Below are 18237 nucleotides of genomic sequence, written 5' to 3' on the forward strand. Positions count from 1 at the left end.
GTCTGTCAGTCCGGGCAGCACGAGGGGCACCCGTTCCCGGTGCACGTCCTGGAGCTCGTGCGCCGGCCGCCGGGCCGGCCCGTCGTCTCCACCGACGACCATCCGTCCTTCGGGCGGCGGAAGTTGTGAAGGAGAGGGCCCGGTCCGAGCATGCCCGCAGCCACAGCCGGCCCGCGCCGGAACGATCACACGGGGATCACCGCGCCGGCGGGTCGGCGACGCTGCCGAGCCACAGCAGGTCACGGGCCCGGGTCATGGCCACGAAGAGCTGGCTGCGCCGGAGTTCCGCACGCTCGCGCGCCGTGTCCGTCCCCGGCGTCCCGACCGCGGACTCGGCGTCGTACCGGGGCAGGAAGACGTTCTTGAACTCCAGCCCCTTCGCCCGGCGATAGGTGCCCAGCTTGACGGCGTCGACGGGGTTGCCGTCGTACTGCTCGAGCTGGCACACCGGGATCTCGGCCCGGGCCAGCAGCCGCTGGTAGTGGCCGAGGGCCCACTTGGAGGCGCACAGCAGGGCGGTGTCGGCGAGCGCGCCGTCGGGCAGGGCCTTCAAAGCACCCACCAGCTCCCGGTCGTGGGCGTCCACCGTGGGCTCGGCGACCCGCACGACGTTCCCGTCGTGGTACGTGAGGTCGACGTCGCGGCGGCCCGGCGTGGGTTCCCCGTCGATGTCCTCGAACGCGTCGTCGGCCACGACCGCGAGGGCCGCGTCCAGGATCTGCCTGCTGTTGCGGTAGTTGGTGCGCAGCACCTGCCCGCGGTCGCCGCGGATGTCGATGCCCGCGTCGGTGAGGCGGAAGCCGCCCGGGTACACGGTCTGCTGGCCGTCGCCGACCAGCAGCAGACCGTTGGGCGCGTCGCCGACGAGCGCGTGCAGCAGGCGCACCCCGACGAGCGTGAGGTCCTGGACCTCGTCCACGACGACGGCCGCGTACGGGGGCCCGCCCCTCTCTTCGGTCTCTCGGGACACCTCGCCAAGGGCGAGCGAGAGCACGTCGTTGAAGTCGTGGACGCCACGCTCGTGACGCCGTGCCTCGTACTCCTCGTACAGCTCCCACACCGACTGCCGCTGCGTACGGTGAAGGCCCGCCTTGCGCCGCTTCCTGACGACGACCGCGTACTCCTCGAAGCGCGTGAGGCCGCGCCCCTTGATGACGTAGTCGATCTCTTCCCGCCAGTAGGCCGGACCCGGGTCGATCTGGGCCAGCCGGCTCCCGCGGCCGAGGTTCTTCCACGCCAGGCTGAAGGCGGTCTCGGCCTTGTCCCCGTTCAGCCGCACCGGTACGCCGCGCTCCTGCAGGAACTCCTGGGCCCATGAGTGCAGGCTGCGGAAGTCCACCCGGTCGGCGACGGCGGGAGCCATGGTCCGCAGGAAGGTGCTCTGCACGCGGGGCAGGTTGTTGGCGAAGGTGACGTACAGGATGCGGCCCGTCGTACGCCGGGCCAGATGGGCCGCACGGTGCAGGGCTACGACCGTCTTGCCGGTCCCCGCCGGCCCGCTGATGCGCGCCGGGCCCGACCAGTTGCGGCGCACCAGTGCCACCTGATCGGGGTGGAGGAAGGTCATCCACTGCTCGATCGGCGTCCGCCGCGCCCCCTCCAGGGCCGCCTCGCGCAGCCCGTCCAGATCGAACAGCCCGTCGGGGGAGTCCTGTCGGGTGGTATCCGGCGCCGCACCCTGTTCGAGCACGAGCCCTTCACAGCCGGGGAGGACCCTCTCCAGGTGATCCGCGATCGCCCGGACGGACTCCGCCCGCAGCCGCCGCGGCTGCGCCAGCAGCACGGGCCCGACCTGCTGCTCCCCCAGCAGCCGTATCCGCCCGAGCCCCCGGTCGAGGCTCTGCCCGGCCAGCACCATGACCGGCTGGACCGCCACCGGCGACATCCCGAGCGACGCCACCGCGCTCTCGGCGACCTTCGTGGCGGCGAGCAGCCCGGCCGCGTCCTCGTCCCGAACGGCGTCCGCCTCCCCGACGCCGACGACGAACACCCCTCCGGGCCCGACCAACAGCACGTTCCCGCTCGCGTTCCCGCTCCGGTCACGGCCGACGAGCAACCGCCAGCCCCGCACGGTCAACACCAACAGCTGCGCGAGAACCCGCCGCTCCCCGTCCCCGACCCCGCCCCACTGCCGAACCTGCCTCCGCGCGGCCTCCCACTGCTCCCGCAGCAACCGCTCCTGCCTCCGCACCTCGCGCATGCCAGCCCCCCTCATACACGGAGTGGCGATCATAGGACGCAAAGCCACCAATCCGGCAGACCGCGTGCCCGCTGTTTCAGGCCAATGACCAGTGCAGTTCAAGCAATTGTCGGGTTCGCTGCGGAGGGACTCCGATACGCTCGCCCGTCCGTGTGCCCACCGCACGGGGAAGATCCAGGGGGACGAAGAACGTGAGCAGCACCACCGGACCGGCCGCCGGCCACCGCATCGCCATCGTCGACGAGGACCCGCTGCGCGCCCGGCGCGAAGCACGCGAGCTGCTCGCCGCCCTCACCGAGGCCGACCCTCGGGCCTCGCTCGACGTCCCTCGTCCACGGCCCGGCGACGAGAGCCTCAAGGGCGGCCCGGTCACCGACCTGCTGGGGCTGGTCTTCAGCGGGGGCTCGCTCGTCGCGGCGAGCATCCAGGTGTGGCTGGCCCGGGTACCCCAGAGGAGCATCGTCATCACCCGGCCGGACGGGACGGCGCTCAGCGTGTCCGGCAAGGAGGCCCGGGCCGACAGCGAGCTGATCGCCCGGTTCCTCGCCGGCGAGGGTGCGGACGGGACCGGGCAGGAAGACGGCGGCGAGGCGGAGCCGGGCACCCCGTGAGCGACAACGACCGGTACGCCATGCTCATCGGCGTATCCACGTACGACAGCGACCGCTACCACGATCTGCCGCCCGTCCGGGCCGACCTGCACTACATGCGCGCGGTGCTGGAGAGCACCGAGATCGGCATGTACAACGACTGCGCGATGGTCGCCGAGCCGACCCGCGCCGAAATGCTGTACTCCGTCGAGCAGTTCCTGGAGGAGCGGCAGTCCAGTGAGACGGCGCTGCTCTACTTCAGCGGGCACGGCCAGTTCTGCGAGGCCGACGGACAGCTGTACTTCCTGACCCGGGACGCCGACCCGGACGACCTGCCGGGCACGGCGGTTCCGGCCGAGTTCCTGGAGCGGATGCTCCAGTCCTGCCGGGCCTCGTCCAAGCTGGTGCTGCTGGACTGCTGCTCCAGCGGGTCCGTCGTCCAGGGGTGGACGGCCAAGGGCGGCGCGGACGCCGGAGATCGGCCCGCGCCCAGTACGCTGCTGCACCCGACCGGCGTGTACTTCATTACCGCATCCGACGCCCTCCAGACCGCGTCCGCGATGGCGCCGGAGGGGTCTTCCCTCGGCACCTCCCGGTTCACCGGGGAGATCGTGGAGGGCCTGCGCAGCGGTCGGATCAAGGAGGGCGGCTGGATCACCCCGGACGACCTCTTCGAGTACCTCACGGCGCAGATGGTGGTCAAGGGCGTCCCCGAAGAACAGCGGCCCACCAAGTCCACGATCCGGGCGACCCGTTCGCTGCCCTTCGCCCGCTCGGTCGCCCGTCCGGTCCGTCTTCCCGACGCACCGCGCGACGCGGCCCGGGCCGCCGCCCGGTCCGGGGTCTCGCCCGCACTGCTGAAGGCGCGGCAGCTGGTCGCTCAGGACGTTGGGGAGGGCCTCGACCCGCAGCGGCTGCTGCGGTACTACGCGCACTGCCTCGGCGCCCAGGCGGCGTCCGGCATGCTGCCCGACCGCGACAGCGGCCGGGGCTCCGCATACTTCCTGCTGGGCCAGGGTCCGGAGTCGATCCAGTCCGGCGTCGAACACTCCTTCCCCGCACCCGGGCAGTTGCCCAAGCCGAAGAGCACGGGTGCGCAGGCGGACGCGGCCGGGCTCCAGGAGTACTGGTACGGGTATCCCGCGATCACCCTTCCCGAACGCGGCGGCGACGGTCGTCGGCGGGCGGCGGTGCGGATCGCGCCGCTTCTGGTCCAGCCGATGGAGCTCGCCCCGGACGAGAGCGGCCGCGACCTGCTGCGACCGAGCGGGGTCCCGTCCCTGCACACCGGCGTGATCACCGAGCTGCTGTCGGACGACGAGGCCGCCGAGCTGCTGGCTCGCTGGCAGCCGAGCTGGCAGGACGGCAACGGCACCCAGATGGTCAAGGCGGTACGGGAGCTCCTGACCGAGCTCGGCGTTCCGGAGCTGGAACCCCTCGACCTCTCCTCGCTCAGCGAGCGGTCCGTGATGGACTCACTGCGGCCGGGTGCGCACAACGCCTCAGTGCTGCTGGTGCCTTCCGGCATGGAACGGGTCGCGACCGAGGGCCTGGTCGACAACCTGCTCCAGATGTCGACCCGTGCAGGTCAGGTCGCTGGTACCGCACTGGAGGCCCTCCTCACCGGCGGCGACTGCGGTAACGGGCCGGATCGCGACGGCACGGACCGCGAAACGGCAGCCGTGACGGTGGTGTCCCCCGGCCCGTGCAACGAGAGCCAGGAGCAGGTGGTCTCCTCGGCGATGACCCGCCGCCTCACCGTCGCGACCGGTCCGCCCGGTACCGGCAAGAGCGAGGTGGTGACGGCCGTGGTCGCGACCGCCGTCGCCGCCGGACAGTCCGTCCTCGTAGCGTCCACGAACAACGAGGCCGTCAACGTGGTGGCCGAGCGGTGCGACGAGATCTCACCGGGCCTGCTCATACGGACCGGCAACGTGGAGGCCCGGGAACGGGAGGCCGAGAAGCTGGCCGGACTGCTGGCCGAGCCGGCCGCAGGACCGGCCCGGGGTGCCGCGACCGTCGCCGGTGAGCTGCGCAACCGCCGCGCGCGTACGACCGCGCTCCGGGCAGAGGCCGCCGGGCGGGTCGGTGAGGAGGCACGCCTGCTGGAGCTGTTCCGTGAGCGGGCCCGGCGTGCGGAGGCGCTCGCGCTGCCCGTACGGCTGCTGGAGGGCGCCTGGTCCGCGCAGGAGCCGGACGCTCTCGCCCGCTGGGAGGAGCGCGCGCGGAGGGCTGCCGGTGCCGGGTGGCTGACGCTCGGCAGGTGGCGCCGGGGGCGGGCCCTCGCGGCATTCACCAGCTCCTGCGGCGGTGACTCCGCAGCCGCGTGGCCAGACTGGGCCGTGGAGCGCCCGTCCGTGCCCGAGCTGTTGCTCGACCTCGCGGAGACCGTGGCGGTCGAACGCACGCTGCGAGAACTCGTACCGGCACATCTGGCCTGGGACGAGGAGGCACTGAAGCAGGCCAGGCTGGAGAGCTCGGACGCGTCCTCCGCGGTGTCGGGGGAGCTGGCGCATTCCGTGGCCGCCGAGGCCATGGTGCGGGGCCGGTCGCTGATGAACCAGCGGCTCCAGGCACTGCGCAGGCGCTCGGGCTTCCAGAAGAGCCAACGCAATCTGATGGCGCACCTGAAGGCATGGGCCATCAGCACCCACTCGGTGCGCCAACTGGAACTCGCTCCGAAGGTCTTCGACCTCGTGGTGATCGACGAGGCGAGCCAGTGCTCGATCCCGTCGGTGCTGCCGCTGCTGTTCCGGGCGAAGCGGGCACTGATCATCGGCGACCCGATGCAGCTCGGGCACATTCCCGGGATCAGCCCGGAGCAGGAGCGGCAGGCCCGTGTGCGGGCGGGCCTCACCGCCGCGCAGCTGGAGGACCACCGGCTGGCTTACCACGTGTACGCCTCGTACCACGCGGCGGCGCAGCACGGCGAGGCGGCGCTGCTGCTCGACGAGCACTACCGGTGCCATCCGCAGATCGCCGACGTGGTCAACGGCTACTGCTATGCGGGCCAGTTGCAGGTCCTCACCGATGTCCGAAGGCAGGTCCCGCCGGTCGACCCGTCGGGGGCGGCCGATCCCGCTCCGGTGCTCGGCTGGGTGGACGTACCGTACGGCGAGTCCGCGGCAGGCAGCGGAGGCCGGTCCTGGCGCAACCAGGCCGAGGCGGACCAGGTACGGCGGACGGTGGACGGACTGCTGGCACGGCTGCCCGACGGAGCCACGGTCGGTGTGGTGACGCCCTTCCGCGCGCAGAAGGAGGCGCTGGCCCGCCTGTGGGCCGGCGACGACCGGGTCCGGGTCGGCACGGTGCACGCCTTCCAGGGCGGTCAGCGCGATGTCATGGTCCTGAGCCCGGTGGCCACGGACAACACCCCGCCGAGGACGACGCACTGGGTGGCGAGCCAGGTCAACCTCTGGAACGTCGCGGTCACCCGGGCGAAGTCGCAGCTGATCACGGTGGGGAGCCATCGCTTCTGGCAGGGGCAGGCCGGCCTGCCGGCCCTGCTCGCGGCCCGCTCGACGCTGCTGCGAGCGGAAGCGTCGTCGGACCAGGACATCGACGCCGGTCCGACACCCAGGCCCGGCTTCCGCGAGGAACTGGCCGACCAGCTCCAGGACTACCTCGGCACCCGCGGCATCACCGACCTGGAACGCGCGGCGGTGGTCGGCGGGCACACAGTGGACCTGCTGTTCACGGTGGACGGGGAGAACACGGCGGTGCTCATCGACCCGGGCCCCCCGCCCGGCCAGGACCCCGCCCGCCACCTGCGGCTCACCCACGCCCGCGGCGACCTACTGATCGGCCTCCCTTCAGGCGGCCGTGGAGCGAAACCCGCCCCGGTGACCCGCACCATCCGCCTCCCGGCCTGGCGCCTCCCGGCGGGCCCGGCCCTCCTGGACCCGCTCTTCCCCTGACGGTCACGCGCGCAGGCTCCGGACGACGTACGACATGTGCTGGACGTTGCCCACGCGGAGCCAGACCGCTGCATTGCCCGTCCCGGACGGCCCCCGCCCGTACGCGCAATCCCGCAGCCAGCTCTCGCCCGCCCCGGCAGCCGGGCCCCGGAAGCCCGGCAGCTCCGTGAGCTGCCGGGCTGCGGCGCGGTTGACACTGTCGCGGCCCTCGCCGCGAGTAAGCACCTTGGCGAGAACGAACGACTCCTCGGTGGTGTAGCGCAGCGTTCCCCAGGGCGGGCCGCCCCCCTGGGACGCCTCCCGCGCGAGGGCCCGCACGGACTGGATCCCGTAGTCGCCGTGGCTGAGCCAGCTCGCGTAGTCGCGGCCGCTGCCCGCCAGCTCGCCCCAGGTGTGCCAGTCCATCCGTGGCTCGGCATACAAGCTGTACTGCAGCTTGTCGGCGGTCACGTCCGGAAACGCACCGCTGAGCACGGCGGCGGTGCGCCACGGGATCAGCGGGATCAGGGCGTCGAGTGCGCGCAGGGCCTCCTTCGCGGCCTCGGCTCGATCGGCCAGGACGGCGCCCAGGTCGAGCAAGAGGTCCGTCTCGACGGCCGGATCCACTCGTGCGAGGAGATCGCGTACGGCGAGGGCTGAGGTACCGTCCCACTCCCCGGGCACGTCGACCCGTATGCCGAGGCCGTTCCCGGCGATCCGGGCGTGTGCCAGGGAAGCCGCCTGGTGCGAAGCTGGACGGTCGGGGCCGGTGACCGGCCGCAGCGGCCCCAGCTCGCCCAGTTCCGCCAGCACCGCCGCGAGTGCGTTCAGTTGCGCCGCATCGGCGAACGGGGCGTCGATCCAGGCGGGATGGTGTCGCTGCCTCCGGCTCACGGCGTGTGCGTCCCGCCGGATCTCTGCGCGGAGGGCGCCCGGGGGAAGGCCCGGCCGCGACGGCAGGTTCCAGAGCGGCACGACAGCCGCCTGTACGACGGGGTCGAGGTGCTGGTAGGCGGCCAGAGCATGCGGCTTGGCCGGCAGGACGGGAACGTAAAGCGGTACGGACATGGCAGCTCCCCCTCGGCTCAACCCCTGCCCTCTTCCCTCGCGCTTCAGGTTCTCCTGTTTCCGGACACCTCGGAACATCGCCTTTCCAGCCGGATTGACCGGAAAATAATTCACCGCAGCCCCTTGCCACGGTTCATGCCGATATCAAAAGGCTCGGCCGCACCTCACCAGAAGCCCGCTGACCTGCGCTGCCCGCTTGGTCGTACCTGCCCCGGATGTCGCAGCCCACGGATAGGATCCCCCCTGAGCTGCATACCGCCGGATGGCCGAACCGGGCAGCTCTCCAGCACGAGGCGACGAAGCGGGGGCGGCACATGCGGGAAGGCCGGTGGACCACGGTCACCGAGTCCGAGTACGAGCACGAGCACCGCGGCCTGGAGGCCATCCGCGAGAATCTCCCCGACTCCGACCCCTGGCGGGCCTGGTCGAACTTCACCTTCACGGCCAACACCGGACACGTCCGCGAGATCGACCTGCTCGTCATCGCCCCCGGCGGCGTCTGCATGATCGAGCTCAAGAACTGGCACGGCTCCGTGACCAGCGAAAACGGGACCTGGGTACAGACCGCGCCCAACGGCCGACGCGTCCTGCACGGCAACCCCCTGCACCTCGTCAACAAGAAGGCCAAAGAGCTCGCCGGGCTGCTCGGCCAGAACGGCAAGCGTGTCTGGGTCGCGGAGGCCGTCTGCTTCACGGACGACGGCCTGCGCATCCGGCTTCCCGCCCACGACGAGAACGGCGTCTACACCGTCGCCGAGCTGGTCGCGATGCTGCAGCAGCCGCCGCGCGACGAGCGCCGACGGATCACCGCAGTCGACTCCCGCGAGATCAAGGCGGCCCTGGAGCGCGTCGGTGTCCGCCCCAGCGACGCCAAGTACAAGGTCGGCCCGTACGAACTGAAGCGGAAGTCCTTCGACTCCGGCGAGACCTGGGCCGACTACCTCGCCGAGCACACCGAGCTCCCCGAGGTCGCCCGCGTCCGCATCTACCTGCGCGAACGCGGCTCCGACACCTCGATCCGGCAGTCCGTCGAGAATGCCGCCCGGCGCGAGGCGGCGGTACTGCGCCGCTTCCGCCACCCCGGCGTCGTCCAGCTCAAGCAGTACGACCCGTCCGGGCACCTCTCGGGCCCCGCCCTGATCTTCGACTACCACCCGCAGACCCTGCGCCTGGACGAGTACCTCCTCCAGTACGGGGACAAGATCGACATCCTCGGCCGCATGGCCCTCGTCCGGCAGCTCGCCGAGACCATGCGCTCCGCGCACTCCAGCCGCATCCACCACCGGGCACTGGCCGCCCGCTCCGTCCACGTACTTCCCCGCAACCGGGGCCGCGAGGGGCAGGCTCTCGGCGAGGATGCTGCCTGGCTCTCCCCTCACCTGCAGATCTCCGACTGGCAGATCGCCACCCAGCGCAGCGGCACGGGCTCCGGTGAAGGGGCGACCCGGTTCGCTCCGACCGCCCTGTCCGCGATGCACCTGGCGGAGGGCTCCGACCCGTACCTGGCTCCCGAGCTGACCGCGCTCAACGCCGACCCGGTCTACCTCGACGTCTATGGCCTCGGGGTCCTCACCTACCTCCTGGTGACGGGCAAGGCGCCGGCCGCGAGCCAGGCCGAGCTGCTGACCCGGCTCGAAGCCGGTGAGGGTCTGCGTCCCAGCTCGCTGGTGGACGGCCTCTCGGAGGACATCGACGACCTCGTTCAGGCGGCCACCGCCTACCGGCCCAGCCAGCGCCTCTCCAGCATCGACGAGTTCCTGGAGATGCTGGAACTCGTCGAGGACTCCCTCACGACACCCGCCACGCCGCCGGTCCCGGAAGCCCCCGAGAAGGACCCCCTCGAAGCCGTCGCCGGGGACGTACTGGGCGGCCGCTGGCAGGTCCGGCGCCGTCTGGGCACCGGCTCGACCAGCAGGGCCTTCCTCGTGCACGACCAGGACTACGTCGCACGCAAGACGCGACCCCTGGCAGTCCTCAAGGTGGCACTCTCCGACAACCGCGGCGAGATCCTCGCCCACGAGGCCGAGGTCATGGGACGGCTGCGCGCCGACTCCCGCATCATCCGGCTCGTGGAGCCGGAGCCGCTGAAGATCGCCGACCGTACCGTCCTCGTCCTGGAGTACGTGGGCGACGAGCGGGAAGAGAGCGGCGAGGGCGAGGAGTCTGCCACCCCCCGCACCCGCCGCCGCGAGGAGACCGTCGCCCGCCAGCTCCGCGAGAGCGGGCGTCTCCAGATCGACCAGCTGGAGGCTTACGGCGACTACCTGTTCGGCGCCGTCGACTTCCTGGAGGGCGAGAGCGTCTGGCACCGGGACATCAAGCCGGACAACATCGCCATCCGCATCCGCCCCAACCGCACCCGTGAGCTCGTCCTCATCGACTTCTCCCTGGCCGGATACCCGGCGAAGGACTACGAAGCGGGCACGGAGGGCTACCTCGACCCGTTCATCGGGACGCTGACCCGGACCGCGTACGACTCGCACGCCGAGCGGTACGCGGTCGCGGTCACCCTGCACCAGATGGCCTCGGGCGAGCTCCCCAAGTGGGGCGACGGCTCGGTGCTGCCCCGGATGACCGACCCGAAGCAGCACCCGTACCCGACCATCGCGAAGGACGCCTTCGAGCCCGGTGTGCGCGACGGTCTGGTCGCTTTCTTCGAGAAGGCCCTGCACCGGGACGCCGCCCGGCGCTTCCCCGAGCTGAAGCCGATGCGCGACGCCTGGAAGAAGATCTTCCTGGACGCCACGCAGACCGTCCCCTCCAGCCACCGCTCCCGCCACCCGGAGCCCGCCGAGACCCCGGCCGTCGACGCCGGCCAGGCCGCCATCGCGGACGCCGAACCGCTCACCGCGGAGCAGCAGCGCGAGCAGCTGGCGGCGGAGGTCACCCTCGACACCCACCTTTCGGCCGCCGGCCTCACCCCCGCTGCCGAGGCATTCCTCTACGGACTGCACATCACCACGGTCGGCGAACTCCTCGACTACAGCCGCCGAAAGTTCCTCACCGCACCCGGCCTGGGTGCGAAGACCCGAAGCGAGATCCAGCGCCGTCAGCGCGAGTGGGGCGACCGGCTACGCGAGACGCCGGTCTCGCCGCTCACCCCGAGGGGTCGGGCGGAGGCCAAGGAGGAACTGGCCCAGCTGTCCGCCACCGAGTCGGCGCTGCTGGGCACCCTGGCCACCGGGGACGAGGCCGGCGGCCTCAGCGGATCCGCGCTGCGGGCCGTCAGCCTGGACACCCTGGCTACGATCTTCGTCCCGGAGCTCAACAATAATCGCTCGAACCACAACAAGGTCGAGACGGTCCGCCTGCTCCTGCGCCTGCCCAACGCACAGGGTGAGCTGCCCGACATCGGGGTCTGGCCGAAGCAGAAGGACATCGCGGACGCACTCGGCCTGTCGGCCGGCCGCATCCCGCAATTGCTGAAGGAGGAGCGCAAGCGCTGGAAGAAGCACCCGGCGATCCAGGCCCTCCGCGCCGAGATCCTGGACCTCCTCACCGACCTGGGCCGTGTCGCCTCGGCCGCCGAGATTGCCGACGCCCTCGCCGTGCGTCGGGGTACGCAGCTGTCTGAGCGCGAGCAGCGGCGCGCGCTGGCGCTGGCCGCCGTCCGGGCCGTGGTGGAGGTGGAGCAACTGGAGCCGGAGGAAGCCGAGTTCCAACACCAGCCCAACCGCAAGGCCACCGAGGAAGCGCTGGGGGCGGGCCTCCTCGCCCTGGACGTCCGCGAGGACGACGCCCCGGACACCCCGACCGCGCCGGGCCTGCTCGACTACGCGACCCGCCTGGGCAAGACGGCCGACCGCCTGGCCAAGCTCGAAACCCTGCCGACGGCGACGACGGTTCTGGGCGAGCTGGGCTCCCTCACTCCGCCTCCCGGCTCGGTGGAGTGGGACGAACGCCGCCTGGTGGAGCTGGCTGCCGCCGCCTCCCTCAACGCAGCGGCGACCCCCCGCCTGGAGATCTACCCGCGCGACCTGTCCCTCGTCCGCGCCCTCCGCCTGACCCAGGCCGGCCTGGTCCGGCTCATTCCCGGGGTCCCGGACGCCCGCCAGCCGGGCGTGACGGGCGAGGACGTCCACGAGCGCGTTCGGGCCCGCTTCCCGGAGCTGGTCCTGCCCGACTCCCGCGGCGGCTTCTCCCACGACCTCCCGACGGCGGGCCCGCTCACCAAGGCCCTCCGGGATGCGGGCTTCGACCTCACCCTGTCCACGCGCGAGGACACCAAGACCCTGCGCTACCTCCCGACGCGGATGGACAGCGCGTCCAGCTACCTGACCACGGGCGCGTGGCGCCAGGCCACCGACGTCGGAGCGGTCACCCGCTACGCGGACGACCCGGCACTGGCGGCCGCGGTCCGGGCGAAAGAACGCCTGGCCGCCTCGGCCCGCCGCGACGGCTACCGCGTCCTGACCGTGCACCACCACCGCCCGGAGGAGGCGGCACGCGCGCTGGGCGCGGCCCCCATCGGAGCCCAGGCCGTCTCGGTGACGGCGCTGTTCCTGGAGGCCATGCACGCCCTGGCCCCGGAAGGGTCGAAGCCGACGTGGGAAACCCTCCTCAAGGCAGACGTGGCAGAGGCTGGCTCACGGGGCGCGATGAAATTCGCGGAGTACACACGAACGGCATGGGGCTCGGTAGAACCGCAGATCCGCACCCTGCTGGACCCCGCGACCGGGTCCGGCCCAGTTCTCCTCACGGAGGCCTCGGTCTTCGCCCGCTACGACGCGATGGGCGTCCTGGACCGCCTGGCGGAGGCGGCCCGCCAGGGCGGCCGAGGCCTGTGGCTGCTGGTCCCGCAAGGCGACCCGGCCAGGGAGCCGAAGCTGGGCCAGGTCGCAGTGGCGTACCAGGCCGGGCTGGGTGAGTGGATCGAACTTCCGGACTCGTGGGTCAAGGACGCGAGGACGAACACGACAGCAGTAACCGATCGACCCGAGGGAGACACCAAGTGATCGACCGCAAGGCCCTGTTGGAAGACCTCAAGAAGCAGGTCAAAGCGGTCGAGACGGACCTCGGCAAGCAGGTCAAAGCTGTCACCGAGGTAGGTACTCGCCTCCGCGCCGAGTACGACCAGGCCCGCAAGCTGGGCCGCACGGCGGCGACGTGGAACTCCTGGCTTGACGAGCGGATCACCCAGGTCGCGGTGGCCTGGGTCCTGGGAACGGTCTTCGTCCGCTTCTGTGAGGACAACGAGCTCATCCCAGAGCCGTACTTGACGGCCCCGGATGCCGATCGCCGTGACCTGGCCCTGGCCCGCTACGAGGAGTACGTGGCCAAGGACCCGGACCCGACGTTCCGCGGCTGGCTGGAGCGCGCGTTCGCCGACCTGGGCGCGGGCCAGGCAGGCCGCCTCCTCTTCGACCGCAAGCACAACCCCCTCTTTCAGATCCCCCTGTCCCACGACGGCGCCCGCGAGCTCATCGCCTTCTGGCGCGAGCGCGACGAGGCCGGCGTCCTGGTCCACGACTTCACGGACAAGCTGAACGAGGACGGCACAGAGGGCTGGGACACCCGCTTCCTGGGCGACCTCTACCAGGACCTGAGCGAGGCAGCCCGGAAGACCTACGCGCTGCTCCAGACCCCGGAGTTCGTGGAGGAGTTCATCCTCGACCGCACGATGGACCCGGCGGTCCGCGAGTTCGGCTACGAGGGCCTAAGGATGATCGACCCCACGTGCGGGTCTGGCCACTTCGTGTTGGGTGCGTTTCGTCGCCTGGTCCGGCTGTGGGCTGAGGGCCACCCAGCCAAGGATGTGCACGAGCGGGTACGCGCAGCGCTGGATTCGGTGCACGGCGTGGACCTGAACCCCTTCGCTGTGGCTATCGCCCGGTTCCGACTGCTGGTTGCGGCTATGGCCACGAGCAACGTCCGGACGGTGACGGAGGCCGCAAAGTACGAGTGGCCGATTCACCTCGCAGTGGGCGACTCCCTGATTAAGGCTCGGCAGCTGGAACTGACGCTGGGCGGGGATGAAGACGGCGACGATGACGTACCGGCCTCGTTCGCGTACACCACGGAGGATGTTCACGAGCACCCTGGCATCCTGCAGCAGGGTCGGTACCACGTGGTGGTAGGCAACCCCCCGTACATTCAGGTGAAGGACAAGGGACTGAACAAACTCTACAAGGAATTGTACGACGCTTGCGCCCTCCAGTACGCCCTATCTGTGCCATTCGCTCAGAGGTTCTTCGAATTGGCCAAGCGAGGCGATGCCAACGGTCACGGATACGGCACAGTCGGCCAGATCACGGCGAATTCTTTCATGAAACGCGAGTTCGGCACCAAGCTCATCGAGACATACTTCGCGCACGAGGTCGAACTGACTGAGGTCATCGACACCTCAGGGGCGTACATCCCAGGGCACGGTACGCCGACTGTCATCCTGATCGGAAAGCGCCGCAAGGGAAACGGACGGTCCGAGACCATCCGGACCGTGCGAAGCGTCCAGGGAGAGCCGTCAACACCAGAGCGAGGCGAGGACGGACAGGTGTGGCGAGCGATTGTGGAACAAATCAACGACCCCGGGTCCGTCAGTCAATGGGTCTCTGTGGATGACCTCGAGCGGGGTCGATATTTCGGCAAGCAGCCGTGGATTCTGACTGACGGCGGCCTCGAAATGAATGAGAGAATCAACGCCGGAGGCACAGCGAAGCTCGGCGATATCGCCGAAAGCATCGGATTCTGTGCAGTAACTCGCGAGGACGACGCCTACATGATCGGCGAGGGTCCCGCCCGCAGGCTCGGAGTTCCTGCCACCCATGTCCGATTGTTCCATGGGGGCGCCTCCGTCCGCGACTGGTCGCTAAACGACGGGGTCGGCACTGTTTTCCCTTATGTTGACGGAGACCGTTCAGCGCAGATCGATGATTCGACAGAACGCCTGATGTGGCGCAATAGAGTCCACCTCCGTATGCGCAAAGCTTTGTCCGGCACGCAAGAAGAGCAGGGACTCAAGTGGTTCGAGTTCTCCAGCTTTAATCCAACGCGCTACTGGTCACCGTACCTTCTGACGTTTTCATACGTGTCTACTCACAACCAGGTGACCCTGCGTCGAGACCAAAGCGGTTTCATCCGCACCGCGCCGGTGATCAAACTCCCTGAGGGGGCGAGCGAGCAGGAATATCTCGGGCTACTTGGACTGCTAAACAGCTCGGCGGCCGGGTTCTGGCTTCGCCAAGTCAGCCATGACAAGGGTCGACCTGGCGCCGATGCAGCGGGAGCCGACGAACCTTGGGAGCATCGTTTCGAGTTCACAGGAACGAAACTGGAGGAGTTCCCGCTCCCCAAAGAGATCCCAACAATGCATGCATCATCGTTGGACGCCCTTGCTCAGCAGCTGGCGGCCACGAGCCCGTCAGCCATCGCAGCCAACAGAGTTCCCACCACTGCCGCACTTCGAGACGGCAAGGTCGCCTGGCATTCACTCCGCGCCCGGATGATTGCACTGCAGGAGGAGTTGGATTGGCAGGTCTATGGCAGTTTCGGTCTACTCGATGAAGAAATTTGCGCCCCCGCGGCCGATGTACCAGAAGTTGCGCCCGCCGAGCGCGCCTTCGCAATCGTACTTGCCCGCAAGTCTGAAGCTGGCCAAGTGAACACCTCTTGGTTCAGACATCACAACCACAAGTACCTGCCTGTCACCAAGATTCCCGCCCACTGGCCTGCCGCCTATTCGGCGGTCGTGCAGAAGCGGATCGATGCCATCGAGTCGAGCCGAGCCATTGGCATGGTCGAGCGGCCGGAGTACAAGCGGCGGTGGGCTACCGAGGGGTGGGACGCGCTTCAGGAGAAGGCGCTCCGCTCATGGCTGCTCGACCGGATCGAGAACCGGGACCACTGGTTCGACGAGAACGGGATGCCCGCCCTCGTCAGACTCTCCCAGCTCACCGATGCCCTGTCCCGCGACGAGGACTTCGTCTCCGTCACCAAGATCTTCGCGCCCCGCAAGGCACTGCCCGCCGTCGTCGCCGAGCTGATGACCGACGAGCACGTGCCGTTCCTCCCCGCCCTGCGCTACAAGCCCTCCGGGCTGAAGAAGCGCGAGGACTGGGAGCACGTTTGGGACCTCCAGCGGCAGGAGGACGCCGCCCCGGACGAGCCAGCCAAGCGGAAGATCCGGGACACGATCCCCGTACCGCCGAAGTACACTTCGGCGGACTTCCTGAGGCCCTCCTACTGGAAGGCGCGCGGCAAGCTCGACGTGCCCAAGGAGCGGTTCATCTCGTACGGGCAGACCAACGCCCCCACCCCCGACCTCTATGGCTGGGCCGGCTGGGACCACCGGGAGCAGGCGTACGCGCTCGATGCCTACATCGCCTCCCACGAGGCGCTGACCAGCGAGGAGCTGACGCCGTTCCTTGCTGGGTTGCTGGAACTCCAGCCCTGGCTTGAGCAGTGGCACGACGAGTTCGACGCGAACTTCGGTGCCTCGCCGGCCGCGTTCTTCCGTGGCGACCGGCAGATGGTGCAGGGCGAGCACGGCCTGACCGACGACGACCTGCGCGCCTGGCGCCCGGCCGCTGCCGCCCGTGGACGGCGCGCCACCAAGAAGTAGCCCGCCTCAACAGCGATGGCCCTCGTGGACTCAATGAGTCCACGAGGGCCATCGCTTCGTTCACTGGCTCAAGCGGACAACTGCCCACCCTTGACCGCGGCAACGAAGACCCGCCAGTTCCCTGCCGGAAAAACGAGTACCGGTCCACGCAGGTCCTTGCTGTCCCGCACCGGGACAACGTTTCCGAAGTCGTCGGAGACCTCGACGCACGCGCCACCGTCAGGGTTGCTGTGGCTGCTCTTACGCCAAGTCGCGGCGCTCAGGTCGATGGATCGCACGGCACTTCCTCCAACATGCGCAGGACGAACTTTCGCGACTCGGCCGGGGATAGTGCCAGGTCACGCACCACATCGTAGGCGCGTTGCAATCGCTCCACTGTGCCATTTTCTTCGATCAGTTCGCCCTGATAGGCGTTCTCGGTGTATGCCACGGTACGCGCGTCCGGCATCCGCAGAAACCACACGTCAGTGCTGACCAGGCCGTGCGGTCCCGCACTCTCCGGCAGCACATGAATGGTCAGGTTTGGACGCTCGGCTGCCTCGGCCAGGTAGGCCAACTGCTCCCGCCACGACCGTTCATCCCGCAGGGCCATCCGCAGCGCCGCCTCCGACAAGATCGTCCGGAATGGCGGCGCCCCCTCACCCTCCAACAGCTCCTGCCGCCCCAGCCGCGCCTCCACCTGCTGCGTCAGCCCGTCCCCCGTAAACCCGCCCGCGGCCAGCAGCTCAGTCGCGTACCCCCGCGTCTGCAACAAGCCCGGCAGCACACTCACCGCGAAATGCCACAGGTTCACCGCCTCGGCCTCCAGCGTCATGTACCGCCAGTACCGCGCCTTGAACTGGGTCTTGTCCGCCGCCGCCACTTCCCACAGCGCTAACAACAACCCCGGCGTCCCGTAGTGCTGGTCCAGCGCCTGGACGACCTCGGGCCCGCCCAAGGTCTCGCCCTTCTCCATCTTTCCGAAGAGCGACCAGTCCCACCCCAGCCGTTCCCCCAGCTGCCGCAGGCTCGCCCCGCTCCCCGTCCTCAGTAGCCGCAGCTCCTCCGCGAACCGCTGCCGCGGCTCCCTGCTCCGGCCCGTGACCGCTCGGCGTGGCGGCATGACGGCTTCCTCCCTGATGACCATGGAAGTGGAAGGTGTGGAACTAACGCTGCGGGCCGGGGAACCACAACCCCACCCACAACATCAACGGCCTCCTGCGGATCCATGCTCGTAGTGCCCGGACTACGCACCGTAATCCAACTCCCATCCCCCGGTCCGGGAAACCAGCGCACCGCCAGCCGAAGGAGACCCCCGTGCCCGACCGTCGCCCCGCCACCCCTGCCCAGCGCAAGATCAAGGAGGCCGTGGACGCCCGCGACGCCCTCGCCACCGCCCTCACCAAGGCCGGCATCCAGCTCCCCGCCATGGACATCCGTACCCCCTGGGCCGAGGAGTCCCGCTACGCCCTCGTGCACCTCGGGCTGTGTTCCGCTCCCGTCGCCCACGCGCTCGCGGAAGTGATCACGAGGGGTGCCTCCCGGTGACAGGGACCGGCCGCAGCCCCCAACCCGCCATCGGCGATACCGTCCGCGACACCCGCCACGACCGCATCGGCGTCGTCACCGAGCGGCTCGGCCCCTACCTCCAGCTCCGTCCCCTCGCCGGGGGCCTCGAGTGGGATGCCGACCCCGCCCACGTCGAGTCGGCCACGCCTCCCGAGGTGCTGCGCGCCCGCCTCGCTGAGGTCAACGCCCGCAGTCGCAAGCGCCCTCCGAGCGGCTGAGCCAGCCACCCGCCACCGCACCCCGTCGTTTGTCCGTGCCCTCTGTCGTCCCGATCCTCGGGAGATTTCCGCCCATCAGGCCCGTAACCAGCGATGATGCCGGACAATGGCCCGAGGAACCTGCCCCGGTCCCCGTACCGGCACGGACAGCGACGGCGAC

General features: G+C 70.0%; 10 protein-coding genes. 6 read left to right on the forward strand and 4 right to left on the reverse strand.

Going from position 1 to position 18237, the window contains the following annotated elements; translation table 11 throughout:
* Window positions 1-196: 196 nt before the first annotated feature.
* Entirely contained in the window at window positions 197-2200 is a 2004-nt protein-coding gene (locus AB0F82_RS22320; RefSeq protein WP_362630476.1) for a UvrD-helicase domain-containing protein, read from the reverse strand.
* A gap of 191 nt (window positions 2201-2391) precedes the next feature.
* Here AB0F82_RS22320 and AB0F82_RS22325 point away from each other — a divergent pair, with 191 nt between their 5' ends.
* Together AB0F82_RS22325 and AB0F82_RS22330 are read left to right on the forward strand one after the other, a co-directional pair.
* The gene (locus AB0F82_RS22325) at window positions 2392-2811 is read left to right on the forward strand and encodes an effector-associated constant component EACC1 (protein ID WP_362630478.1); all 420 of its coding nucleotides are present in this window, start codon (window positions 2392-2394) and stop codon (window positions 2809-2811) included.
* On the forward strand, window positions 2808-6707 hold the full coding sequence (locus AB0F82_RS22330) for a caspase, EACC1-associated type (RefSeq protein WP_362630481.1): 3900 nt from the start codon (window positions 2808-2810) through the stop codon (window positions 6705-6707). The genes AB0F82_RS22325 and AB0F82_RS22330 overlap by 4 nt, the downstream gene beginning before the upstream one ends.
* A 3-nt stretch (window positions 6708-6710) precedes the next feature.
* On the opposite strand, the gene AB0F82_RS22335 is transcribed toward AB0F82_RS22330, so the two are convergent.
* Window positions 6711-7754, reverse strand: a complete 1044-nt coding sequence (locus AB0F82_RS22335) for a beta family protein (protein ID WP_362630484.1) — start codon at window positions 7752-7754, stop codon at window positions 6711-6713.
* 314 nt (window positions 7755-8068) lie between these two features.
* Between AB0F82_RS22335 and pglW the strand changes: the two genes are divergently transcribed.
* Window positions 8069-12709: a BREX system serine/threonine kinase PglW gene (pglW, locus tag AB0F82_RS22340; protein ID WP_362630487.1), complete on the forward strand. Its 4641-nt coding sequence runs from the start codon at window positions 8069-8071 to the stop codon at window positions 12707-12709.
* On the forward strand, window positions 12706-16311 hold the full coding sequence (pglX, locus tag AB0F82_RS22345) for a BREX-2 system adenine-specific DNA-methyltransferase PglX (protein ID WP_362630490.1): 3606 nt from the start codon (window positions 12706-12708) through the stop codon (window positions 16309-16311). The genes pglW and pglX overlap by 4 nt, the downstream gene beginning before the upstream one ends.
* 68 nt (window positions 16312-16379) lie before the next feature.
* Here pglX and AB0F82_RS22350 read toward each other — a convergent pair whose 3' ends face one another.
* On the reverse strand, window positions 16380-16589 hold the full coding sequence (locus tag AB0F82_RS22350) for a DUF397 domain-containing protein (RefSeq protein ID WP_362630493.1): 210 nt from the start codon (window positions 16587-16589) through the stop codon (window positions 16380-16382).
* Window positions 16571-17413, reverse strand: coding sequence for a helix-turn-helix domain-containing protein (locus tag AB0F82_RS22355; RefSeq protein ID WP_362630662.1), 843 nt, complete (start codon window positions 17411-17413; stop codon window positions 16571-16573). Before AB0F82_RS22355 ends, AB0F82_RS22350 begins: the two co-directional genes overlap by 19 nt.
* Before the next feature lie 194 nt (window positions 17414-17607).
* On the opposite strand from AB0F82_RS22355, the gene AB0F82_RS22360 reads away from it, so the two are divergent.
* Both AB0F82_RS22360 and AB0F82_RS22365 read left to right on the forward strand, forming a co-directional pair.
* Window positions 17608-17838: a hypothetical protein gene (locus tag AB0F82_RS22360; protein ID WP_362630496.1), complete on the forward strand. Its 231-nt coding sequence runs from the start codon at window positions 17608-17610 to the stop codon at window positions 17836-17838.
* Window positions 17835-18077 carry a hypothetical protein gene (locus AB0F82_RS22365; protein WP_362630499.1) on the forward strand — a complete coding sequence of 81 codons (243 nt, stop codon included), beginning with the start codon at window positions 17835-17837 and terminating at the stop codon, window positions 18075-18077. The genes AB0F82_RS22360 and AB0F82_RS22365 overlap by 4 nt, the downstream gene beginning before the upstream one ends.
* The last annotated feature ends 160 nt before the right edge of the window (window positions 18078-18237 follow it).

Origin of the sequence: Streptomyces virginiae, from assembly GCF_040638905.1 — a bacterium.
Lineage (GTDB): Bacteria > Actinomycetota > Actinomycetes > Streptomycetales > Streptomycetaceae > Streptomyces > Streptomyces virginiae_B.